Source organism: Rhizorhabdus wittichii, assembly GCF_017607425.1.
GTDB classification, from domain to species: Bacteria; Pseudomonadota; Alphaproteobacteria; order Sphingomonadales; family Sphingomonadaceae; genus Rhizorhabdus; species Rhizorhabdus wittichii.
The window spans coordinates 1,808,893-1,828,187 of sequence record NZ_CP059319.1; the positions used below are offsets into that span (position 1 = coordinate 1,808,893).

21 protein-coding genes are annotated in these 19,295 nt (G+C 70.1%); 10 read left to right on the forward strand and 11 right to left on the reverse strand.

The features are described from left to right. Positions 1-2: 2 nt before the first annotated feature. The 6 genes from HRJ34_RS08550 to HRJ34_RS08575 form a co-directional block, all read right to left on the reverse strand. Positions 3-272, reverse strand: coding sequence for a hypothetical protein (locus tag HRJ34_RS08550; RefSeq protein ID WP_208633857.1), 270 nt, complete (start codon positions 270-272; stop codon positions 3-5). 48 nt (positions 273-320) lie between these two features. Next, positions 321-581, reverse strand: a complete 261-nt coding sequence (gene infA, locus HRJ34_RS08555) for a translation initiation factor IF-1 (protein WP_012050818.1) — start codon at positions 579-581, stop codon at positions 321-323. A gap of 4 nt (positions 582-585) precedes the next feature. Then, entirely contained in the window at positions 586-792 is a 207-nt protein-coding gene (locus tag HRJ34_RS08560) for a cold-shock protein (RefSeq protein ID WP_012050817.1), read from the reverse strand. Between the two features lie 218 nt (positions 793-1,010). Continuing rightward, a complete protein-coding gene (locus tag HRJ34_RS08565) occupies positions 1,011-1,553 on the reverse strand; it encodes a hypothetical protein (protein ID WP_208633858.1) in 543 nt (180 codons plus the stop codon). A gap of 120 nt (positions 1,554-1,673) precedes the next feature. Next, entirely contained in the window at positions 1,674-2,384 is a 711-nt protein-coding gene (locus HRJ34_RS08570; RefSeq protein ID WP_208633859.1) for an N-formylglutamate amidohydrolase, read from the reverse strand. Then, on the reverse strand, positions 2,381-3,130 hold the full coding sequence (locus HRJ34_RS08575) for an enoyl-CoA hydratase/isomerase family protein (protein WP_208633860.1): 750 nt from the start codon (positions 3,128-3,130) through the stop codon (positions 2,381-2,383). The genes HRJ34_RS08570 and HRJ34_RS08575 overlap by 4 nt, the downstream gene beginning before the upstream one ends. A gap of 260 nt (positions 3,131-3,390) precedes the next feature. Here HRJ34_RS08575 and HRJ34_RS08580 point away from each other — a divergent pair, with 260 nt between their 5' ends. The 3 genes from HRJ34_RS08580 (at position 3,391) to lldD (ending at position 6,943) form a co-directional block, all read left to right on the forward strand. Then, complete coding sequence (locus tag HRJ34_RS08580; RefSeq protein ID WP_226949109.1) at positions 3,391-5,070, forward strand: DUF885 domain-containing protein; 1,680 nt, start codon at positions 3,391-3,393, stop codon at positions 5,068-5,070. Between the two features lie 105 nt (positions 5,071-5,175). Next, positions 5,176-5,745, forward strand: a complete 570-nt coding sequence (locus HRJ34_RS08585) for a nitroreductase family protein (protein ID WP_016746618.1) — start codon at positions 5,176-5,178, stop codon at positions 5,743-5,745. Between the two features lie 43 nt (positions 5,746-5,788). After that, positions 5,789-6,943 carry an FMN-dependent L-lactate dehydrogenase LldD gene (gene lldD / locus HRJ34_RS08590; RefSeq protein WP_208633861.1) on the forward strand — a complete coding sequence of 385 codons (1,155 nt, stop codon included), beginning with the start codon at positions 5,789-5,791 and terminating at the stop codon, positions 6,941-6,943. A gap of 114 nt (positions 6,944-7,057) precedes the next feature. Here lldD and ypfJ read toward each other — a convergent pair whose 3' ends face one another. The 4 genes from ypfJ to HRJ34_RS08610 form a co-directional block, all read right to left on the reverse strand. Continuing rightward, entirely contained in the window at positions 7,058-7,945 is an 888-nt protein-coding gene (ypfJ, locus tag HRJ34_RS08595; protein ID WP_208633862.1) for a KPN_02809 family neutral zinc metallopeptidase, read from the reverse strand. A gap of 38 nt (positions 7,946-7,983) precedes the next feature. Further along, complete coding sequence (locus HRJ34_RS08600; RefSeq protein WP_208633863.1) at positions 7,984-8,472, reverse strand: hypothetical protein; 489 nt, start codon at positions 8,470-8,472, stop codon at positions 7,984-7,986. 93 nt (positions 8,473-8,565) lie between these two features. After that, a complete protein-coding gene (hutC, locus tag HRJ34_RS08605) occupies positions 8,566-9,267 on the reverse strand; it encodes a histidine utilization repressor (RefSeq protein WP_016746615.1) in 702 nt (233 codons plus the stop codon). After that, positions 9,264-10,622 carry a formimidoylglutamate deiminase gene (locus tag HRJ34_RS08610; protein WP_208633864.1) on the reverse strand — a complete coding sequence of 453 codons (1,359 nt, stop codon included), beginning with the start codon at positions 10,620-10,622 and terminating at the stop codon, positions 9,264-9,266. Before HRJ34_RS08610 ends, hutC begins: the two co-directional genes overlap by 4 nt. A 75-nt stretch (positions 10,623-10,697) precedes the next feature. On the opposite strand from HRJ34_RS08610, the gene hutI reads away from it, so the two are divergent. From hutI to HRJ34_RS08645, 7 genes are all read left to right on the forward strand, one after another. Further along, on the forward strand, positions 10,698-11,897 hold the full coding sequence (gene hutI, locus HRJ34_RS08615) for an imidazolonepropionase (protein ID WP_208633865.1): 1,200 nt from the start codon (positions 10,698-10,700) through the stop codon (positions 11,895-11,897). Then, positions 11,894-13,423 carry a histidine ammonia-lyase gene (hutH, locus tag HRJ34_RS08620; RefSeq protein WP_012050806.1) on the forward strand — a complete coding sequence of 510 codons (1,530 nt, stop codon included), beginning with the start codon at positions 11,894-11,896 and terminating at the stop codon, positions 13,421-13,423. The genes hutI and hutH overlap by 4 nt, the downstream gene beginning before the upstream one ends. Positions 13,424-13,589: 166 nt before the next feature. Then, a complete protein-coding gene (hutG, locus tag HRJ34_RS08625) occupies positions 13,590-14,393 on the forward strand; it encodes an N-formylglutamate deformylase (RefSeq protein ID WP_208633866.1) in 804 nt (267 codons plus the stop codon). 11 nt (positions 14,394-14,404) lie between these two features. After that, positions 14,405-16,078 carry a urocanate hydratase gene (hutU, locus tag HRJ34_RS08630; protein WP_208633867.1) on the forward strand — a complete coding sequence of 558 codons (1,674 nt, stop codon included), beginning with the start codon at positions 14,405-14,407 and terminating at the stop codon, positions 16,076-16,078. Further along, entirely contained in the window at positions 16,075-16,620 is a 546-nt protein-coding gene (locus tag HRJ34_RS08635) for a HutD/Ves family protein (protein WP_208633868.1), read from the forward strand. The genes hutU and HRJ34_RS08635 overlap by 4 nt, the downstream gene beginning before the upstream one ends. Before the next feature lie 41 nt (positions 16,621-16,661). After that, positions 16,662-18,026, forward strand: coding sequence for a methyl-accepting chemotaxis protein (locus tag HRJ34_RS08640; protein WP_029994131.1), 1,365 nt, complete (start codon positions 16,662-16,664; stop codon positions 18,024-18,026). Positions 18,027-18,197: 171 nt separating this feature from the next. After that, positions 18,198-18,584 (forward strand): response regulator, encoded by a 387-nt coding sequence (locus HRJ34_RS08645; RefSeq protein ID WP_037505303.1) that lies wholly within the window; start codon positions 18,198-18,200, stop codon positions 18,582-18,584. Positions 18,585-18,597: 13 nt separating this feature from the next. On the opposite strand, the gene HRJ34_RS08650 is transcribed toward HRJ34_RS08645, so the two are convergent. Next, on the reverse strand, positions 18,598-19,257 hold the full coding sequence (locus tag HRJ34_RS08650) for a TetR/AcrR family transcriptional regulator (protein ID WP_030090293.1): 660 nt from the start codon (positions 19,255-19,257) through the stop codon (positions 18,598-18,600). Positions 19,258-19,295 lie beyond the last annotated feature (38 nt).

Here is a 19,295-nt window from a genome sequence, read left to right on the forward strand (position 1 = left end):
CGTCAGCCGATGATGTCGGCGACGATGCGCTGGAGTTCCTGGCGGGACAATGTGCCGCTCGTCGTGCCTCGTGCCTTCTTGGGAAAGGCGGCGTTGGGGTAAAGATTCTTGCTGTTACCTATGGTCTTCTTGAAAAACATTGATGTCCTTGTCGCGTCCGATCGGACGCGGGTTGTCATGAGAACCGGAGCGAACCGCGCGATCGGATATCGCGCGGCTCGTTCCAGGTTCCTGTTCGCGATGCCCTGGACCTCGAATAGGGCCTGCTTCACGTCATCGGTGGAAACGCAGAGCGTTTTTCCACCTCGAGCGATCAGGCTCTAGCGTCGCGGCCTGCGGCCACCCGCGCCCGCAGGGCCGGGTGTCCGCTCGCGATAGATGATCCGGCCCTTGCCGAGATCATAGGGGCTCATCTCCACCTGAACGGCGTCGCCGACGACCGATCGGATGCGGAAACGCCGCATCCGGCCGGCCGTGTAGGCGATGATGGAATGATCGTTCTCCAGCGAGACGCGAAAGCGTCCATCGGGAAGGATCTCCTGGATCAACCCATTGAGAACGAGCAGTTCCTCCTTGGCCAAGGCTTCAAACGGCCTGGAGGTTGACGGCCGACGACTTGCCGCGACGATCGGTCTCGACCTCGTAGCTGATCCGCTGATCCTTGTTCAGCGTGGCCATGCCGGCGCGCTCGACGGCGCTGATATGCACGAAGCTGTCATCGCCGCCCTCCTCGGGCGCGATGAAGCCATAGCCCTTGTCGGCGTTGAAAAATTTGACGGTGCCGATCGGCATGATGATGTCCTTTCAAAACATCAGGGAATCCGTCCGCAAAAGCACGGACAGAGCTTGAAGCGAGAGAAAGGAAGGATCAGCCTGGAGCCGAAACGTTCGGGACGAAGGCGCCTGCGCTTCCGCCGATAACGTGGATCAGACCCCTATCGAGGTCTAGGCATCAAATTCCGTCGCAGGCGACGTTAGCGGAACGCAAATGGGCCCTGCACCGCCAAAAGTCAAGGTGCGGTCCCATCGACGGACAGCAGCAGCGCATCCCCGACGAGCCGGTAGAGGCCGGCAATCGCGACGATCGTCGGCGGTTCGAGGTACAGCCCCATGGGGGTTTCGGCGATCGTTCGCCCGCCGTCCGTCCGCCCGCCGGCGAGCTGGATATCCCGGGCCAGCCCGGAGCGATGGACGCCGTCGCCGCAATGGCGCAGATAGGCGCAGATTCGCCCGATCGCGCCCAGGCGCTGGCCGACCGCGCCGTGGAGCGCGGCCACGGTCCCGAGCCGTCGCAGCTTTTCCGGGGTGTTGCGCATCCGGGCGAAAAGCCGCGCGTCCCGGCGCGGTCCGTTCAGCAGCGATGCCGCCTCGTCGATCAGCACCGACAGGAAGCGATCGAGCTCGTGAAGGCGATTGCCGGTCATCCGCGCATGGGCCGGATGGGCCGTCCGCGCCGTCCCCTCCCGCTCGGCATAGGTCGCGACGAACGCGCAGCCGGCGGAAAGCGTCGCGTGCGCGCGGAGCAATGCCGTCCGGTCGATATCGGGGTTCACGGCAGCACTCCATCGTAAGCGGGAGCACGCCGGTCTCTCAGTCGCCGGCGCTTACGGGGCGATGCCGGCGATGGCCCTGCCTAACAAGGAACCGGCCGAGCGTCCATGCGGCGCGACCACTCAGCGATCGGCGGCGGCCTTGCGCAGGCCGTCCGCCACCTCGGCGATCACCGGTCCCAGCCGGTCGGCCCAGGCCGCCACGCCCGCCTCGTCGCCGATCAGGTCCTGGCGCACCTCCAGCCCCAGATAGGGGACGGCGTTCGCCTCGGCATGCATGTTCATCGTCGCGTTGAGCACCTTGCCCGAATAGGGCTCGTTGTCGCCGGTGACGATGCCGGCGGCGCGCAGCGCGGCGATGCCGGGCCGGGCGGCGCGGTCGTCGCGGTTGTAGAGGACGCCGACCTGCCAGGGCCGCGCCTCCTCGGGCCGGGCCGACAGGCGCGGCGTGAAGCTGTGCAGCGACACGATCAGGCAGGGGCGCTCCGCCGCGATCCGCGCGGCGATCCCCTGATGATAGGGCCGCCAGAAGTGCTCGACCCGCGCCCGCCGCCCGTCCGCGTCGAGCAGCTTGTTGCCCGGGATCGCGAAGCCGTCGCTTTCGGACGGGATCAGGCCGGCGGCGTCCTCCTCGCGGTTGAGGTCGATGACGAGGCGCGAGACCGGGCCGAAGATTCTGTCCATGCCGAGCCGGGCGCAGAGCAGCCGGCCGAGCGGATCGACGCCGATGTCGATCGCCATATGCTGGTTCAGCAGCACCGGATCGATGTCGAGGTCGATATCGGCCGGCACATGGTTCGACGCATGGTCGGCGATCAGCAGCACGTCGCTCATGCCCCGAACGCCGGCTTGCGCCGCTCCCGGAACGCGGCCACCCCCTCGCCGAAGTCGGCGCCGCCGAACGCCTCCTCGAACAGCCGGTCGGCGGCCTCGTCGCCGGCCAGGATGCGCTTCAGCCCGGCGACGCTCGACCGCGCATTGGCGGCGATCGCTTCGGCCAGCGCCAGCGCCGCCGCGTCGGCCGAGCCGGCCCGCTCCTCGACCAGGCCGATCGCCAGCGCCTCGTCGGCGCCGATCGTCATGCCGGTGGCGAGCAGCCGCGCCGCCTGCCCCGGCCCGACCAGCGCCTTCAGCCGCTCGACGTCGCAGGCCGGATAGACGATGCCGACCCTGGCCGGGGTGATCGCGAACCGCGCCCCGTCGCCCGCGACCCGCATGTCGCAGGCCATGGCCAGCGCGACGCCGGCCCCGTAACAGCCGCCGTCGACCGCCGCGATCGTCGCGATCGGCAGGCCCGCTATCGCATCGAAGGCGCGCGCCATGTCGATGCGGAAGCGATGGCGCAGCGCCGGATCGGCTGCCAGCCCGGCAAGGTCGCCGAGGTCCGCTCCGGCGGAGAAGATGCCCGGGGCGCCCGACCGGACGATCAGCGCGCGGGCGCCCGAGGCGGCGGCTTCCCCGGCCGCGTCGGCGAGCGCCGGCCACTGGCCGATCGCGATGGCGTTGCGCGCGGCGGGCCGGTCGAGGCTGATCCGCGCGATGCGGCGGCCCGTGGCTTCGATCGAATCGAGAATGAACATCGGCCGACTGTTGCCGTCCCGCCCCGAAAATGTCACCACATGCCGCAGCATCTGCGGATCATCTCGCTTCCCGCCCCCTGCCCGCCCTCTCCCGCCGCCGCTTCGCGCAGTTGCCGGGCGCCACCGCCATCGCCCCGGCGCTGCCCGCCGCGCTCGCGGCCAGCCCGCCCCGCCGCCCAAGCGACCGGGTCCCTGCCCGATCACCACGCCGGTCGACGCGATCACGCTCAAGCTGCTGCGCCACCGCCAGATCGCCACCTATGGGGGGTCCGGGGGTCGGCGGCGGGCGGCCCCTATGCGCGCTCGATGGACGATTATTCGCCCGAGGGGAGGAGGCCTGGCGCACCGCGCTGGGCGAGGCGGGCATCGCCATCGAGCAGATCGATTGCGAGAACGACCGGCTCGGCCAGCTCCGGCTGAAGATCGCCGCGGCGGTGATCGAGAACGGCACGCGCAGCGCCGCGATCGGCTATGGCCGGCCCAACCCCTTCTGGTTCTCGGGGCACGAGCCCTATGTCGTCAACCAGATCTCCGGGCCGGTGGTGAACACCCCGAACGTGATGATCGCGCAGCAGCCGCTGTCCTCGCCGATCGAGGTCGACGCCTGGATCGAGAAGCTCGACGGCTTCGCGACGGGCTTCGCCGGGGTGGTCGAGAAGTCGCGGGCGGACGAGGCGATCGGCTGCATCCCGCCCCGCGCGCTGCTCGAAAAGACGCTGCCGGTGGTCGAGAGCTTCCTGGCCGGGCCGGCCGACCGGCATCCGATGATCGTCGCGCTGCGCGACCGGATGGCGACCGCCGGGCTCGACGCGCGCACCCGCGACGCCGCCGAGCAGCGGGCGATCGCCGCGCTGGAGAAACGCGCCCGTCCCGCCTTCGGCCGGCTGCGCGAGCGGGTGCGCGACCTGCTGCCCGAGGGCCGCGAGGAGGCCGGGGTCTGGGCCCAGCCCGACGGCGAGGCGCTCTACGCCGCAAACGTCCGCTCGGTCGGCGACAGCGACGATACGCCCGAGGAGATCCACCGCATCGGCCTCGAACAGGTCAGGCTCGTCACCGCGCGGATCGAGGCGCGGCTCCGCCAGCTCGGCTTCTCCAGGGGATCGCTGCGCGACCGGCTCGACGCGCTCGCCGACGATCCGAAGCAGCGTTTCCCCGACATGCCCGCCGGACGCGAGGAGGTGCTCGACCATCTGCGCAAGCTGGTCGCGGGCATGGAGGCGCGCCAGCACGAATTCCTGCCCCGCGCGATGATCCCCGCCCAGCGGCTGGAAATCCGGGCGGTGCCGCCGGCGACCCAGGATTCGGCGCCGGGCGGCTATTATGACGGCCCGTCGCTCGACGGCTCGCGTCCCGGCATCTACTGGATCAACCTGCGCGACATGGCCGGCGTCCACCGCTACGGCCTGCCGACGCTCAGCTATCATGAGGGCGTGCCCGGCCACCATACCCAGGGCGCCACCCTGCTCGCCCTGCCGCAGGCGCCGCTGATGCTGCGCATCGCCAGCTTCAACGCCTATCAGGAAGGCTGGGGCCTCTATGCCGAGCGGCTGGCGGCCGAGATGGGCCTCTATGCGCATGATCCGGCGGGCGACGTCGGACGGCTCGCCGACGACCTGTTCCGCTGCGTCCGCCTCGTCGTCGACACCGGCATGCACCAGCTCAAATGGAGCCGCGAGCAGGCGATCGCCTATATGGAGGCGAACAGCGGATCGCCGATGAGCGAGATCGTCGCCGAGATCGAGCGCTACATGGCGTGGCCGGGCCAGGCGCTCGGCTACAAGCTCGGCCAGCTCCGCCTGCTGGCGATGCGCGACAGGCTCAAGGCGCGGATGGGAAGGCGCTTCGACCTGCGCCAGTTCCACGCGCTCGTCCTCGGCAACGGCGCGATGCCGCTCGACCTGCTCGAAACGGTGGTGCTGCCGCCGGTCGGCAAGCGGTAGGCCGGAGCGGATTCGCGAACACAACTTTTCCGATCCGGCCATTGGCGGCGAGCCCCTTCGCCGTCTAATCATGCGGCCGACACCGCCTGGTACAAGGATGACGCAATGACCGGCCGTAGCAGCGATACCAACGTCGACCGCCTGTTCCTCGACCGCTGGTCGCCCCGCGCCTTCGACGGGTCGCGGCTGTCGGCGGAGGACCGCGACGCGCTGTTCGAGGCCGCGCGCTGGGCGCCGTCGGCGTTCAACGCCCAGCCGTGGCGCCTGCTCTATGCGGAGCAGGGCGATGCCGACTGGGATCGCTTCGTCGGCCTGCTCCTTCCCGCCAACCAGGCCTGGGCGGGGAACAGCTCGCTGCTGATCGTCTTCGTGTCGGAAACGACCTTCAAGGACAGCCCGTCGCACAGCCACAGCTTCGACACCGGCGCCGCCTGGATGTCGCTGGCGCTGCAGGCGGAGAAGCTGGGCCTGCGCGCGCACGGCATGGCCGGCGTCGACTTCGACGCGGCGCGGCGCGAGCTCGGCGTGCCCGACGGCTTCCGCATCGACGCCGCGGCGGCGGTCGGCCGGCAGGCCGATCCGTCGGTGCTGCCCGAGAAATATCGCGAGCGCGAGAAGCCGAGCGACCGCAAGGCGCTCGACCAGATCGCCTTCGCCGGCAATTTCGCGGGCTGACCGCACCGGCCGGGACGACAATCAGAAAGGGGAGGCACGGGACATGATCGCAGCATCGGCGATCGACTATCGCGAAGCGGCACGGCGGCGGCTGCCGCATTTCCTGTTCGAATATATCGACGGCGGCGCCTATGCCGAGGTGACGCTTCGCCGCAACATCGCCGATCTGGAGGCGATCGCGCTGCGCCAGCGGGTGCTGCGCGACGTGTCCGCGATCGACCTGTCGACCGAGCTGTTCGGCCAGAAGCTGGCAATGCCGGTGGCGCTCGCCCCGGTCGGCCTCGCCGGGCTCACCGCGCGGCGCGGCGAGGTGCAGGCGGTACGCGCGGCCGAGGCGGCGGGCATCCCCTTCACCCTCTCGACCGTCTCGGCCTGCCCGCTGGCCGAGGTGGCGCGCGGGGCGAGCAAGCCCTTCTGGTTCCAGCTCTACATGATCCGCGACCGCGCCTTCATGCGCGACCTGCTGGCGCAGGCGGTCGAGGCGAACTGCTCGGCGCTGGTCTTCACCATCGACATGCCGGTGCCCGGCACCCGCTATCGCGACCGCCGCAGCGGCCTGTCGGGCGCGCCCGGCCTCGGCGGCCAGCTCTGCCGGATCGGCCAGGCGATGATGCGGCCCGGCTGGGCATGGGACGTCGGCCTGCTGGGCCGGCCGCACCACCTCGGCAACGTCGCGCCGGTGCTGGGCGGGCGCAAGGGCATGGAGGATTTCTTCGCCTGGGTCGGCGGCAATTTCGATCCCGGCATCCATTGGCGCGACCTCGATTTCATCCGCAGCGAATGGAAGGGTCCGTTGATCCTGAAGGGCATCCTCGATCCCGAGGACGCGCGCGAGGCGGTGGCCAGCGGCGCCGACGGCATCGTCGTGTCCAACCATGGCGGGCGGCAGCTCGACGGGGTGCTGTCGACGGCGCGGGCGCTGCCGCCGATCGCCGACGCGGTGGGCGGATCGCTGCCGATCCTCGTCGACGGCGGGGTGCGATCGGGGCTCGACGTCGTCCGGCTGCTGGCGCTCGGCGCCGACACGGTGATGCTCGGGCGCGCCTGGGCCTATGCGCTGGCCGGCGGCGGACAGCGCGGCGTCGCCCATCTGCTCGAGCTGATCGAGGCCGAGATGCGGGTGGCGATGGCGCTGACCGGCGCCACCTCGATCGCCGCGATCGATCGCGACAGCCTCGCCGAGCTACCCGTCCGGTAATAAAAGCCGGCTTAGAGCGGTTCACGATCTGATTGCATCAGATCGGCCGCTCCAAGTTCTTGTTTTACCGCGATTTCCGAGTCGGCAGATGTTTCCATCTGCCTAGAAATCGCTTTACGGCCCGCGCGATCCGAAGGTGTCGCAGCGCGCCGGATCGCCGCTGTCGAGCCCGATGCGCAGCCATTTCTGGCGGTCGGCTGCGCTGCCATGGGTGAAGCCCTCAGGCACGACATAGCCCTGGCTCGCCTTCTGGAGCGTGTCGTCGCCGACCGCGGCCGCCGCGCGCAGCCCCGCCTCGGCGTCGCCGGGTTCGAGCAGGTCGCGGTCCTGCGCCGCCCAGACGCCGGCATAGCAATCGGCCTGCAGCTCGACCTTGACCTGCAAGGCATTGGCCTCGCGCTCGCTCAGCCGGTTCTGCGCGGCATGGACCTTGTCGAGCGTGCCTTCGAGGTCCTGGACATGGTGGCCGACCTCATGCGCGATGACATAGGCCTGGGCGAAGTCGCCCGGCGCGCCGAAGCGGCCGCTCAGCTCGTCGAAGAAGCTGGTGTCGAGGAAGATGCGCTTGTCGGCCGGACAGTAGAAAGGCCCCGCCGAGGCGTTGGCGAAGCCGCAGCCCGCCTGGGTGCCGCCCGAATAGAAGACCAAGGTGGTCGGCTGATAGGTGCCGCCCTGTTCCTGGAACAGTCGGCCCCAGACCCGCTCGGTCGAGCCGAGCACCTTGAGCGAGCGGCTCATCACCGGGGTCTTCTCGCCCGACGATCCCGGCGCTTCGCCCGGTTGCGACTGCTGCTGCACGACCGGCCCCTGTCCGCCGCCGTCGCCGAGCAGCGTCAGCGGATTGACGCCGAGCACCAGCGAGATGATGCCGATCAGGATCAGCGACCCACAGCCGAGCCCGCCCCGGCCGAGGGGGATGCCGACCGGCAGGCCGAACCCGCCGCCGCCGCGTCCCGACCGTATCTCGTAATTGGTGCTTTCCGCTTCGTCGTCGAGCCGCATGCCTGCCTCCCTGAGAAGGAAAGAATGCGTCGGCCCCCTCAAGGTTGCAAGTCGAGCGCCGCGTTGAGCGGCTCGTATTTTTGGGGACCACGCTGCGGCGATGTCAGTCCGCAGGCCGTGTCCACGGAGGAGAACATATATCGCTGATCGTCGGTGCCGTCATAGGTCAGCCGCTTCACGGCATCGCGCAAACGCCGATATTCGGCCTTTGTGCAGGACCGCCCGAAAGCGCTGAGCACTGGCAAGGCCCTGCTCAGTTCGCCTGAGTTGCGCATCGCCCGCCCGATCGTATATCGCCACGCCGGATCGCCCAGGGCAACGATGTCATATTTCACCTGATCATTCGGCGGCAGGCGCGAATTGCCGCGAACCTCAAGGTAAAAATCATACCGCTCGGCCAGCGGCAGCTTGCGGGCCATCGCCTGGATTTCCTCGAACGACATGTCGGCATATTTGCCCTTGCAGGCAACCAGCAGGCCGAACGCAAGCAGCACAGCCGCCATTTTATTTGGGCGGATATCTCCCATCCCCGTCCGCTCCATCGCTGTCCAAACATGGAAAGGATGACGCAACAGGCCGCCAAAGCCAAGAACAAACAGAGAATGGAATTCAGCGGACGCTCAGGCCAGGAAGCTCGCCACCAGCGCATGGCGATCGCCGGGATAGACCTGGCGGGCATAGGTGATCCGCGCGTCGTTGCGCCAGGTCCAGCGCTCGACCGAGAGGCAGGGGCTGCCCTGCGGCACGGTCAGTCGGTCGGCGATCGTGCGGGTCGCGGCGATCGCGCTGATGCGGTGGCGGGCGTCGGTCCAGGGGACATGGGCGAGCAGCCAGGCGCCGGGGCTCTGCTGCGCGAAATCGGCGTCGCGGGCGGCGGGGACGGCGGCGAGGCTGATCAGCCGCTCCTCCAGCGCGAAGGGCTTGCCGTCGGCGCGGTGGAGGCAGTGGAGCGCGAGGACCGGGCCGCCCGCTATCTCCAGCAGCTCGCGGTCGCGCGGGTCGGCCTCGCGCTCGACGCGGGAGATCAGGCCGAGCCGATAGTCCTTGCCCTGCGCGGCGACCTCGCTCGCCACGTCGGGAATCTCCAGCGCAGCGCGGTGGACCTTGGGCGCGGCGACGAAGCTGCCGGCGCGCTTGCGCCGCTCGATCAGCCCGCGATCGACCAGCCCGTCGATCGCCTTGTGGACGGTCATCCGCGAGCAGCCATATTCGGCCATCAGCGCATGTTCGGGCGGCAGCCGGTGCCCCGCCTCCCAGGCGCCCGACATGATCCGCTCCTCGATCTCTTGGCGGATACGATCGTGGATTGCGACGCGCGTCATGCCAGCACTTCCCCCAATATCCGGCGATAGCGCGCGGCGATCCGCGCGCGATCGGCATGGCGACCTGCCGTAACGAGCCGACGCCCGCGCCGCCAGACCCCATCGACCGCCTGCCGCCCGGCGGCGAACAGCCAGCCGTCGGTCAGCAGCCCGGCGTCACGCTCGGCCAGCGCCGGATGATCGGCGTCGAGCGTCACGAAATCGGCCGGATGGCCGACCGCCAGCCCCGCCGGCGCGCCGAGCGCCCGCGCGCCGCCCGCGACCGCCGCGCGATACAGCGTGTCGCCGACCGAGGCGCCCGCCGGGGCGAGCCGGTTGCGCCGCCGATGGGCGAGCCGCTGGCCATATTCGAGCAGCCGCAGTTCCTCGCTCGCGTCGATCAGCACGTTCGAATCCGATCCGACGCCCCAGGCGCCGCCCGCCGCGAGGAAGCGATCGGCGGGGAAGATGCCGTCGCCCAGATTGGCCTCGGTGATCGGGCAGAGCCCGGCGACCGCGCCGCTCTCCGCCGATCGGCGGGCCTCCTCGTCGGTCATGTGGGTCGCGTGGACGAGGCACCAGCGCGCGTCGACCGGGACATGGCCGAGCAGCCATTCGACCGGCCGCGCCTCGCTCCAGGCGAGGCAGTCCTCGACCTCCTTGACCTGTTCGGCGATGTGGATGTGGACCGGGCCGTCGCCGAGCGTCGCGACCGCCGCCAGCTCGTCGGGAGTCACCGCGCGCAGGCTGTGCGGCGCGACGCCGAGCACCGCGTCGGGCAGCGTCGCGAGCGGCGCGCGCAGCCGGTCGATCAGGCGGGCATAGCCGTCGACGTCGTGGACGAAGCGGCGCTGCCCCTCGCCCGGCGCGAGCCCGCCGAAGCCGGCATGGGCGTAGAAGACGGGCAGATGGGTGAGCGCGATCCCGGTCTCGGCCGCCGCCTCGACGATCGCGAGGCTCATCGCCGCCGGATCGGCGAAGACGCCGCCGCCGATATCGTGGTGGAGATAATGGAACTCGCCGACGCGGGTGAAGCCGGTCTCGAGCATCTCGACATAGGCCTGCGCCGCGATCGCGCGCAGATGGTCGGGGGTCAGCCGCGCGACGAAGCGGTACATCGTCTCGCGCCAGCTCCAGAAACTGTCGTCGCCGCCCAGATTGACCTCGGCCAGCCCCGCCATGCCGCGCTGGAAGGCGTGGCTGTGGAGGTTGGGCAGGCCGGGCAACGCGATCGCGTGGCGCTCGACGCCCGCGGCTGGCGCAACACCCGGCTCGACAGCCGCGACCAGCCCGTCGCGCACGGTGATCGCGACGTCCCTCGTCCAGCCCTCGGGCAGCAAAATCCGGTCGAAATGGAAAGACTGTTGGCCGCTCATCATCACCTCTCGCGATAATGTCTATACATTATTGAGAGTCGGTGCAATGATGGTGGGCAAGGGAGATTCGACGGGATGCGATGCGACAGGCTCTGGCGGGACGCGCGGCTGGCGACGATGGCGGGGAACAGCCTCGGCATCGTCGAGGACGGCGTCGTCGCGGCGAGCGAGGGGCGCATCCTCTATGCCGGCCCGGCGGCCGACGCGCCCGCCTTCGATCCCGAACGGGCCGAGACTCTCGACGGCCGCTGGATCACGCCGGGGCTGATCGACTGCCACACCCACCTGGTCCATGCTGGCGACCGCGCGCGCGAGTTCGAGCTGCGGCTGGCGGGCGCCTCCTATGAGGAGATCGCGCGCGCCGGCGGCGGCATCGTCTCGACGATGCGCGCGACCCGCGAGGCCGACGAGGCCCGGCTGGTCGAGCTCGCCCTGCCCCGGCTCGACGCGCTGATCGCCGAGGGCGCGACGACGGTCGAGGTCAAGTCGGGCTACGGCCTGACCGTCGCCGACGAGCTGAAGATGCTGCGCGCCGCCCGGCGGCTGGGCGAGGCCCGGCCGGTCGGCATCCGCACCACCCTGCTCGGCGCCCACGCGCTGCCGCCCGAATATGCCGGCGACGCCGACGGCTATGTCGATCTGGTCTGCCGCGAGATGATCCCCGCCGCCGCGCGCGAAGGGCTGGCCGACGCGGTCGACGCCTTCTGCGAGGGGATCGGCTTCACGCCCGCGCAGACCCAGCGCGTGTTCGACGCGGCGCGGGCGGCGGGCCTGCCGGTCAAGCTCCATGCCGAGCAGCTCTCCAACCTGCACGGCGCGCGGCTCGCAGCCGAGGCGGGGGCGCTGTCGGCCGACCATCTCGAACATCTCGACGCGGACGGCATCGCCGCGATGGCGCGCGCCGGCACCGTCGCGACGCTGCTGCCCGGCGCCTATTATTTCGTGCGCGAGACGAAGCTGCCGCCGGTCGACGGGCTGCGCGCGGCGGGGGTGCCGATCGCGATCGCCACCGATTGCAACCCCGGCACCTCGCCGCTCAGCTCGCTGCTGCTGACGATGAACATGGGCGCGACGCTGTTCCGCCTGACCGTCGACGAATGCCTGGCCGGCGTCACCCGCAACGCGGCGCGCGCGCTGGGCCTCCAGGCGGAGATCGGCACGCTCGAACCGGACAAGAGCTGCGACCTCGCCATCTGGGACATCGAGCGCCCGGCCGAGCTCGTCTACCGCATCGGCTTCAATCCCCTCCACACCCGTATCTGGAAAGGTCTATGAGCGACATCCTCCTCAAGCCGGGCGCCGTGCCGCTCGCCGACTGGCGCGCCATCTATCAGGGCGCGGCGCCGAGCCTCGACCCCGCATCGGCTCCCGTCATCGCCGCGAGCGCGGCGGCGGTCGAGCGGATCATCGCCCAGCACAAGCCGGTCTACGGCCTCAACACCGGCTTCGGGAAGCTCGCCAGCGTCAAGATCGGCGACGAGGACCTCGCCACGCTCCAGCGCAACATCGTGCTGAGCCATGCGGCGGGGACCGGCGCGCCTTCCCCCGTCCCGGTCGTCCGGCTGATGATGGCGCTCAAGCTCGCCAGCCTCGCCCAGGGCGCCTCGGGCGTGCGGCCGGAGACGGTCGAGATGCTGGAGGCGATGCTGCTCGCCGGGTTGACCCCGGTGGTGCCGTCGCAGGGATCGGTCGGCGCCTCGGGCGACCTCGCCCCACTCGCGCACATGGCGGCGGCGATGATCGGCGTCGGCCAGATCGAGGTGGCCGGCCAGGTGCTGAGCGCCGAGGGCGCGCTCGCCCGCGCCGGGCTGGCGCCGCTGTCGCTGGGCCCGAAGGAAGGATTGGCGCTGCTCAACGGCACGCAATTCTCGACCGCCAACGCGCTGGCCGGGCTGTTCGAGACCGAGACGATCTTCCGCTCGGCGCTCGTCACCGGCGCGCTCGCGACCGAGGCGGCCAAGGGTTCCGACACTCCGTTCGATCCGCGCATCCACGCGCTGCGCCGCCAGCCCGGCCAGATCGAGACGGCCGACGCACTGCGCCGGCTGATGGAAGGCTCGGCGATCCGCGCGAGCCATCTGGTCGACGACGCGCGGGTGCAGGACCCCTATTGCCTGCGCTGCCAGCCGCAGGTGATGGGCGCGGTGCTCGACCTGCTGCGCCAGGCCGCGACGACGCTGGAGGTCGAGGCGAACGGCGTCTCCGACAATCCGCTGATCTTCCCGGACACCGACGAGGCGTTGTCGGGCGGCAATTTCCACGCCGAGCCGGTCGCCTTCGCCGCCGACATGATCGCGCTGGCGATCTGCGAGATCGGATCGATCACCGAACGGCGGATCGCGATGCTGGTCGATCCCGCGCTGTCGGGGCTGCCGGCCTTCCTGACCCCGCAGCCGGGCCTCAATTCGGGCTTCATGATCCCGCAGGTGACGGCGGCCGCGCTGGTCTCCGAGAACAAGCAGCGCGCCACCCCGGCGAGCGTCGACTCGCTGCCGACCTCGGCCAATCAGGAAGACCATGTCTCGATGGCGGCGCACGGCGCGCGGCGGCTGCTCGACATGGCCGCCAACGCCAATGCGATCGTCGGCATCGAGCTGCTGGCCGCCGTGCAAGGCTGCGACTTCCACGCGCCGCTCCGGTCGAGCGGCCCGCTCGAAGCCGCTCGCGCCGTGCTGCGCGCGCAGGTGCCGATGCTCGACCATGACCGGCATTTCCACCCCGACATGGAGGCGGCCAACGCGCTGGTCCGCTCGGGCGCGCTGGTGACGGCGGCGGCGATCGCGCTGCCGGGACTGGCGTGATGTCCGCCCGCCCATTCCTCCCCATGCGCAGCATGGGGAGGGGGACCATCCGCAGGATGGTGGAGGGGTTCCGCGCGACCTCCGGCCGGGCACTGCACACGAGGTCGCAGACCCCTCCACCGCCTTCGGCGGTCCCCCTCCCCATCCTTGATGGGGAGGAATACCAATGATCCCCTGGCTCGAAATCTCGCGGGGCGAGGCGCCGCTGGTCGTCGCCTTCCCGCACAGCGGCACCGAGATTCCGGAGGAGCTGGAGGGCAGCTTCGTCTCGCCCTGGCTGGCGCGCAAGGATGCCGACTGGTGGATCGACCAGGTCTACGGCTTCGCCGACACGCTCGGTGCCACCACGATCCGCAGCCGCATCTCGCGCAGCGTGATCGACCTCAACCGCGATCCGTCGGGCGCCTCGCTCTATCCGGGACAGGCGACGACCGAGCTGTGCCCGACGACCACCTTCGCGGGCGAGCCGCTCTATCGCGACGGCCCGCCCGACGCCGGCGAGATCGGCTGGCGGCGGTCGACCTGGTTCGATCCCTATCATGACGCGCTGGCGGCCGAGCTCGACCGGCTCCGCGCGCGCCACGGCAAGGTCGTGCTCTACGACGCCCATTCGATCCTGAGCCGGGTGCCGCGCCTGTTCGACGGTGAGCTGCCGCTGTTCAACATCGGCACCAACAATGGCGCGACCTGCGATCCCGCGCTCGCCGCCGCCGTCACCGAAATCGCCGCCGCGACCGGATGGAGCCACGTCCTCAACGGGCGGTTCCGGGGCGGCTGGACGACGCGCCATTACGGCCGCCCCGCAGACGGCATCCATGCGATCCAGATGGAGCTGGCGATGCGCGCCTATCTCGACGAACCCGACGCCCCCGGGCCCGACAACTGGCCCGCCCCCTTCGACCCGACGAGCCCCGTCATCGCCGATCTGCGCGCGATCCTGACGGCGTGCCTCGCCTTCGCCCGAACCTGAAAGGACTTTCCATGACCCGTCTCGACAACAGCCGCGTGATCAGGCCGGCGACCGGCACCGAATTGTCGGCGAAAAGCTGGCTGACCGAAGCGCCGCTGCGGATGCTGATGAACAACCTCCACCCCGACGTCGCCGAGCGGCCCGAGGAACTGGTCGTCTATGGCGGCATCGGCCGCGCCGCGCGCGACTGGGAAAGCTACGACCGGATCGTCGAGACGCTGAAGCGGCTCGAAGCCGACCAGACGCTGCTGGTCCAGTCGGGCAAGCCGGTCGGCGTGTTCCGCACCCATGAAGACGCGCCGCGCGTGCTGATCGCCAATTCGAACCTCGTCCCCAAATGGGCGACCTGGGAGCATTTCAACGAGCTCGATCGCAAGGGCCTGGCGATGTACGGCCAGATGACCGCGGGAAGCTGGATCTACATCGGCACCCAGGGGATCGTGCAGGGCACCTACGAGACCTTCGTCGAGATGGGCCGCCAGCATTATGACGACGACCTGTCGGGCCGCTGGCTGCTGACCGCCGGCCTCGGCGGCATGGGCGGCGCGCAGCCGCTGGCGGCGGTGATGGCGGGCGCCTCCTGCCTCGCGATCGAATGCCAGCCGAGCCGGATCGACATGCGCCTGCGCACCGGCTATCTCGACCGCGCCGCCGAGACGATCGACGAGGCGATGGCGATCATCGAGGAGAGCTGCGCCGCGAGGAAGCCGCTCTCGGTCGGCCTGCTCGGCAACGCCGCCGAGATATTGCCCGAGATGTTCCGCCGCGGCATCCGCCCCGACCTGCTGACCGACCAGACCTCCGCCCATGATCCGGTCAACGGCTACCTCCCCGCCGGCTGGACGGTCGCCGAATGGATCGAGCGGCGCGAGCGCGAGCCCGAGGCGGTCGCCAAGGCCGCCAAGGCGTCGATGGCGGTCCATGTCCGCGCGATGCTCGACTTCCAGGCGGCGGGCGTGCCGACCGTCGACTATGGCAACAACATCCGCCAGGTGGCGAAGGACGAGGGCGTCGCCAACGCCTTCGATTTCCCCGGCTTCGTCCCCGCCTATATCCGCCCGCTGTTCTGCCGCGGCATCGGCCCGTTCCGCTGGGCGGCGCTGTCGGGCGATCCCGAGGACATCTTCAGGACCGACGCCAAGGTGAAGGAGCTGCTGCCCGACAACCACCACCTCCACCGCTGGCTCGACATGGCGCGCGACCGCATCCATTTCCAGGGCCTGCCGGCGCGCATCTGCTGGGTCGGCCTCGGCGACCGCCACCGGCTCGGCCTCGCCTTCAACGAGATGGTGGCGAAGGGCGAGCTCAAGGCGCCGGTGGTGATCGGCCGCGACCATCTCGACAGCGGATCGGTCGCCAGCCCCAATCGCGAGACCGAGGCGATGCGGGACGGATCGGACGCCGTCTCCGACTGGCCACTGCTCAACGCGCTGCTCAACACCGCCTCGGGCGCGACCTGGGTGTCGCTGCACCATGGCGGCGGGGTCGGCATGGGCTATTCGCAGCATTCGGGGATGGTGATCGTCGCCGACGGCACCGAGGCGGCGGCGAAGCGGCTCGAACGGGTGCTGTGGAACGATCCCGCCACCGGCGTGATGCGCCATGCCGACGCCGGCTACGACATCGCGCTCGACTGCGCGCGCGACAAGGGGCTCGACCTGCCCGGCATCCTCGGCCGGCCGTGAACCGGGTCATCCGGATCGCGGATCGCCCGGCGGTCCCGTGGAAGAATGGCGGCGGGACGACGCGCGAGATCGCCGTCTTCCCGCCGGACGCCGGCATGGACGATTTCGTCTGGCGGCTGAGCATGGCGCGGGTCGAGCAGGCGGGCGCCTTCTCGGCCTTCGACGGGGTCGATCGCGTGCTCGCCGTGCTGGAAGGCAGGCTGCTTCTGTCCGGCGCGGGCCTGGACGTCGCGCTCGACGGGGACAGCGCGCCCTTCGCTTTCGACGGCGGGGCACCGATCGCCGGCGAGCCGCTGGCCGGCCCGGTGCTCGACCTCAACGCCATGGCGCGGCGTGGGCGGTGCGGCGTCGCGATGGAGCGCCTCGCGGCGGGCGCCGAGGTCGCGGGCGGCGATGCGGTCTTCCTCCTCGCCCTCGAACCACAGCGGATAGGGACGGACGAGCTCGGCCGGCTCGACGTGCTCAGCGTCGCCGACCCCGTGACGGCCGGCGGCGCGGCGCTGCTGGTCCGCTTCACCGTGGAGGGCTCAACGCGCCGTTAACCATATCCGGCTAGGGTCCGCGCCCGAAGGGAGAGGGGTCCATGGATATGGCATCGGCGCCGCTGGCGCCCATCGAAGCGGTGCTGACCGAGGCCGAGATCGCGGAGCGGGTGGCGCATTACCGGGAGGCCGGCCTGCACCAGCGCCTCGCCGCCTTGTGGGAGCGCGCCTCCGACACGATCGTCGAGGTGCTCCGCGAGAATTGGACGCCGAAGCTGCGGCGGCTGGCGAACAGCGCCGAGGGTGATGTCGGCGCCTTCCTGGCGATGTCGGTCGACGACCTGATCGAGCGCCGCCGCCACGTCTATTCGCAGCCGATCGACGCCGACTGGATCCGCATCCTCGGCTTCAACAGCCGGCTGGTCTACAGCCTGAAGATCCCCCTGCCGACCGTCCTGCTCGACACCGCGCGCGAGAACGGGATGATCGTCGACCGGATCGCCGAGCGCTTCCCCGACGACATGGCGTTCGTCCTGTCCGCGCAGCGCACGATCGACATGCTCGGCGCGATCCAGCTCGAGCTCAACCTGTCCTATTTCAACGGCATCCGGCGCCAGCGTTCGCTCACCCTGCGGGAATCGGCGAGCCAGATGTTCCGCACCGACATCGGCGACATCCTGGCCGGCACGTCGCGCCGGTCGACCACGCTGCGCGACCAGACCAGCCTCGCCTCGCAATCGGCGCGCGGCATGCTCGGCAAGACGTCCGAGGTCGCCGCCGCCGCCGAACAGTCGGCCACCGCGATGCGCGACGCCGCGCAGACCGCCGCCGGCCTGATCCGCGCGATCGAGGAGGCGCGCCGCGAGGTCGACGTCGCCGCGTCGGTCGCGACCCGCGCCGCCGGCCAGTCGGCCGAGGCGCTGTCGGTGTCCGAGGCGCTGTCCGACCATGCCCGCGCGATCGAATCGATCCTGGGCCTGATCCGCGACATCGCCGGGCAGACCAACCTGCTCGCGCTCAACGCCACGATCGAGGCCGCCCGCGCGGGCGAGGCCGGGCGCGGCTTCGCGGTGGTCGCGCAGGAGGTCAAGAACCTCGCCAACCAGACCGCGCGCGCGACCGACGACATCGCCCGGAAGATCACCGCGATCCAGACCGCGACCGCCCAGGCCGTCGACGCCAACGGATCGATCCGCGACACGGTGGGCGAGGTCGAGGCCTGCGCCGCGCGCATCCGCGACGCGATGGACGTCCAGGCGCGCACGGTGACGACGATCACCGCGGCGGTCGACGAGACCGCGCTCGCCGCCGATTCCATGTCCTCGACGATCGCCGCGATCCGCGCCGACACCGAGAATGTCGCAGGCGAGATCGACCATCTCGCCGACGGCTTCGGCGAGGTCGACGACGCGCTGGCGCGGCTGGAGAAGACCGCGCACGACTTCGCCGCGCTGTTCGCGGAGTGACGGTCGCGCGGGGCGCGACGACCACCGAAAAACCGACGACGAGTCTCCCGAATTTTCCAGGTTGGCCGAGAAATCGACATCGGTTAAACTGGAGGTTCGGCCAATTGGTCGATGAATGGGGAACCTTGTTCAAGTCGAGGGCTTGAAGGCCCTGAATCGGTGGAGAGGATCATGCACGTCCTGATCATCGAAGACGAGCCGCTGGTCGCTTCGGATCTTGAATGCTTCCTGAGCGAACTTGGCGCGGATAGCTGCGATCTTGTCGAGACCGAACGGGCGGCGGTCGCCGCCGCGCTCGATCACGCGCCCGACCTGATCACGGCGGACTGCCGGCTGCGCGAAGGATCGGGCGTCGACGCGGTGGCGTCGATCCGCCGGTCGCTCGGCAGCATCCCGGTGGTGTTCATCACCGGCGATCCGCGCGGCTGCGACGCCCCCGACGACATGACCCACATGCTAGTCAAGCCGATCCGCTGGCTCGACCTCGCCACCGCCGTCGCCAGCCACAACCTGCCGCCGGCCGGCGGTTCGGACGGGGAAGCCGACCGGATCGGATAAAGCCATCGGCAGCCTAACCCGGCAAATGATCGGGAAAGGAGGCCCGAGCTTGCAGGATGGGAGGGAGGTAGTTCGCCAGATAGCCCGTCGCGGCGCGCGTCGCCTCCACGACCATATGCGGCGAGACGCAACCATCCTCCAGAACCGACAATGCGAAGAACGCGTCCGCGATGTGGACGACCCGGAAGAATACCGACACCGGCTCGCTCATCTCCGGCAGGAGGAACCGCTCGTCAAACAGCCGATGGAGAAGGACGCCGAAGCGGTGGTCGTCATGACAGGCGGCCTGGCGGATTTCCGGAGAGACCCTCGGGCCGAGCATCAGTTGCCGGGCGGCGGCGTTGGCGTTGAAGAAATCGGCGGAGGACTTGAGGAAATCCGCCAGGATGGCGTCCCATGAACTCTCCGCATCGATCGCCGGTTCGAGCTCGATCATCTCATCGGCGATGGCGCGGGCGAGCGCCTTGTACAGCTCCCGCATGTCCGGGAAGAAGTGATAGGCCGAACTCGACGGGATTCCCGCGACTTCGGACACCATCGAGAAGCTGATCTCGTCCGCATCGCGCTGCTGCAGCAACAGCCGCGCGGCGTCGAGCAATGCCTCGCGCCGCGCCCGGCCGCGCGCCTGCATGTAGCGACGCGCATTCACCGAATCCGTCAGGTCGTTTGGCATCAGATCGAATCTACCCGTTCCCCGCCGCACAGGTCCAC